Below are 3,168 nucleotides of genomic sequence, written 5' to 3'. Positions count from 1 at the left end.
ATGCTTGGCATGAAAAGACGGTCCCTGGGCGTGAAACGATCCTTGGCTTGCGCGCTGCTGCTCGCCATGACCCCGCTTCCGGCGGCGACCGCCAATCTCGTCAAGACGTACAGCTATTTCGCCATCGGCGGCAGCACCCTCGACGACATCGAGGCACAACTCTCCAAACGCGGGCCGGAGGTGAAAAGCACCGGCAACCGGCACCCGGGCGCCACGCAGATGGCCTTCACCACCCGTGTCAGCTATGCGCAGACGCCGAGTTCCTGCCGGATCGCCGACGCGGCGGTGACCGTCAAGGTGAAGGTGATCCTTCCCGAGTGGCGCCGCCCGCGCAAGGCCGACGCCGATGTCAGGCTGTTCTGGGATACGCTGTCCGCCGACATCAAGCGCCATGAGGAGCGCCATGTCGAAATCGCCAAGAACCATGGCGGCGAACTCGAAGAGGCCTTGAAGGCCACCTACCCGCAAAAGAACTGCGATGCCGCCAAGGCCAAGGCGGCCGCGATCACCGCGGCTGTCCTGGCCAAGCACGACCGCGCCCAGCTTCAGTTCGACCGCGTCGAAAGCGTCAATTTCGAAAGCCGCATCTTGCGGCTGCTGCGCTACCGCATGGAGCGCATCGGCAACGGCCGACTGCCGCCGGCCTGAACGCACCCGAACTGAAAGCCAAATTCGCTGGAGGTAGTGCCAGATTCGAAAAACTTTCGAGCCCCTGTCGAAACCGGCCTATATGGGACGACATATGTCAGGCTCGCCAGACGCGAGCTTAAAACACCAATGCGATCCAAACGGTCAAGAAACCGGAACGGCTGAACAGGGCCGGTCAAATCGCAAGCTTATGGATGAACGATCATGGACCAGGCTGTCGATAACAAAACGATGGCGGAAACCGGCACGCCGATAACAGAGAGCGAAAAGAACGCCATTATCGGCGGCGTGCTGTTGTCGATGCTGTTGGCGGCACTCGACCAGACCATTGTTGCGCCAGCCATGCCGACCATCGGGCATGCGCTCGGAAACGCACACTATCTGCCATGGATCGTCACCGGTTATCTTCTGACCGCTACCGCCGTGGCCCCGCTCTACGGCAAGATTTCCGATGTCTACGGACGCCGGCCGACCGTCTATGCCGCGATCCTGATCTTTTTGGCGGGATCGCTGGTCAGTGCGATGGCTCCCAACATGTTTGTGCTGGTTGTCGGGCGGGCGATCCAGGGCGCCGGCGGCGGCGGCTTGTTCGCGTTGACGCAGACCGTGGTCGGCGATCTCGTTCCGCCGCGCGAGCGGGCACGCTATGCCGCCTGGTTCTCCGGCACATGGGCTGTCGCCAGCGTTGCCGGTCCGTTGCTCGGCGGCACTTTCGCAGAGCACCTGCACTGGTCACTGATCTTCTGGATCAACATTCCGCTTGGTGTTCTTGCGATGGCGATCATCAACAAGCCGCTCAAGAAACTGCCCGTTGCCGCAAAGCGCCATCGCATCGACGGCCTGGGCGCGTTGCTTCTGATCATTGCCACGGCGCTGCTGCTGCTCGCATTGAACTGGGGCGGCAGCGCCTATCCCTGGATTTCGCTTGAAGTCATCGGCGTTCTCTGCGGTTCGGCGATTTTCTGGGGCGCTTTTGCCTTGCGGCTTATGCGAGCCGCCGAGCCGCTCATCTCACTCGAAGTGCTTGGCAATCCAATCGTCCTGGCGGGCACGCTTTCGATGTTCCTGCTTCAGGCCGCAAGCGTCGGCATGGCTGTGTACCTGCCCGTCTATCTTCAGGCGGTGCTCGGCCTGTCGGCCGCAGAGTCGGGCATCGCGATGCTCGGGCTTCTGCTGGGGACCGTCGGCGGCGCGGCATTCAGCGGGCGTATGATACCGCATTTTACCCACTACAAGCGCATCGCGATGGTGGGCGTCGTCTTCAGCATGCTGTGCCTCTGCCTGCTGGCCGTCGTCGCAGGATATGCAACGCTGCTGGAGGTAGAGGTCTTGACGATCTGCATCGGGTTTGGAACCGGAACGACGTTTCCGGTCACCACCGTGTCGGTCCAGAACGCCGTCGATCGCGTGCATCTCGGCGTCGCGACGGGCGTGCTGACATTCCTGCGTTCGCTTGGCAGTGCGCTTGGTGTCGCGATGCTCGGCGCGGTCGCTCTGGGCTACGGCTTGCCACTTGCCGGTGAAGGCGTGCGGATCGTGGGCCATAGCGCGACGGTCGAGCCGTTCGTGATGATCTTTGCCGTCGCCGCCGTTACATTGCTGCTGGGGCTGATCACGCTGACGCTGATGCCCGAAAAGGAGCTTCGCGGTTACGCCGACAATGCGGCGCCCATCCTCGCCGAGTAAGCTTCAGCCGGAGACGCCGAGCTTCTTCTGCAGGCTGGTCGATGAGGTCGTGTACTGGAAAACGATGCGCTCGCCGGGGCTGATGATGCGCTTGGCGGCCTGCGCCATCAGCGCCACTTCGTGGAAGCCAGACAGGATCAGCTTCAGCTTGCCCGGATACCAGTTGATGTCGCCGACCGCGAAGATACCGGGCACCGATGTCTGGAACTTCTCGGTATCGACCGGAATAAGGTTCTCGTGAAGGTTGAGACCCCACTCCGCGATCGGTCCGAGCTTCATGGTCAGGCCGAAGAACGGCAGCATGCGCGTGCAAGGCACCTCGACATCGCCGTCAGGTCCCTTGATGGTGGCCGATGACAGTTGGCCGTCGGCACCGGTCAATCCGGTCACCTGCCCGACCTGGAACTCCAGCTGCCTCATCTCCTGCATGGCATACATCTTGTTGACGCTGTCGGGGGCGGCACGGAACTCGGGCCGCCGGTGCACCAGCGTCACGCTCTTTGCCACCGGCTGCAGGTTCAGCGTCCAGTCGAGTGCCGAGTCGCCGCCACCGACGATAACGAGGTCATGGCCGCGAAAATCCTCCATCCGGCGCACCGAATAGAAGACGCTCTTGCCTTCATAGGGCTCTATGCCGGGGATCGGCGGACGCTTGGGCTGGAAGGAGCCGCCGCCGGCGGCAATCACCACCACCTTGGCCTCGAACACCTCGTTTTCGTCGGTGGTGACGCGAAAACTGCCGTCCTCCAGTTTTTCCAGGCTGGAAACCATTCGGTTGTAGCTGAAATCAGGCTTGAACGGCGCGATCTGCTCGAGCAATTTGTCGACCAGCCC

General features: G+C 62.2%; 3 protein-coding genes. 2 read left to right on the top strand and 1 reads right to left on the bottom strand.

Going from position 1 to position 3,168, the window contains the following annotated elements; genetic code table 11:
• Positions 1-648: a DUF922 domain-containing protein gene (locus EN906_RS28420; protein WP_245484350.1), complete on the top strand. Its 648-nt coding sequence runs from the start codon at positions 1-3 to the stop codon at positions 646-648.
• Between the two features lie 204 nt (positions 649-852).
• Entirely contained in the window at positions 853-2,334 is a 1,482-nt protein-coding gene (locus EN906_RS28415; protein WP_127269544.1) for an MDR family MFS transporter, read from the top strand.
• Positions 2,335-2,337: 3 nt separating this feature from the next.
• Here EN906_RS28415 and EN906_RS28410 read toward each other — a convergent pair.
• Positions 2,338-3,168, bottom strand: an 831-nt coding sequence (locus EN906_RS28410) for an NAD(P)/FAD-dependent oxidoreductase (protein WP_164777420.1), incomplete at its 5' end; no start/stop codon positions are given.

Source organism: Mesorhizobium sp. M7A.F.Ca.CA.004.06.1.1 (assembly GCF_003999135.1).
GTDB lineage: Bacteria > Pseudomonadota > Alphaproteobacteria > Rhizobiales > Rhizobiaceae > Mesorhizobium.
Note: the sequence above shows the minus strand (reverse complement) of the source record. Positions and strands in the feature narration are given on the sequence as shown.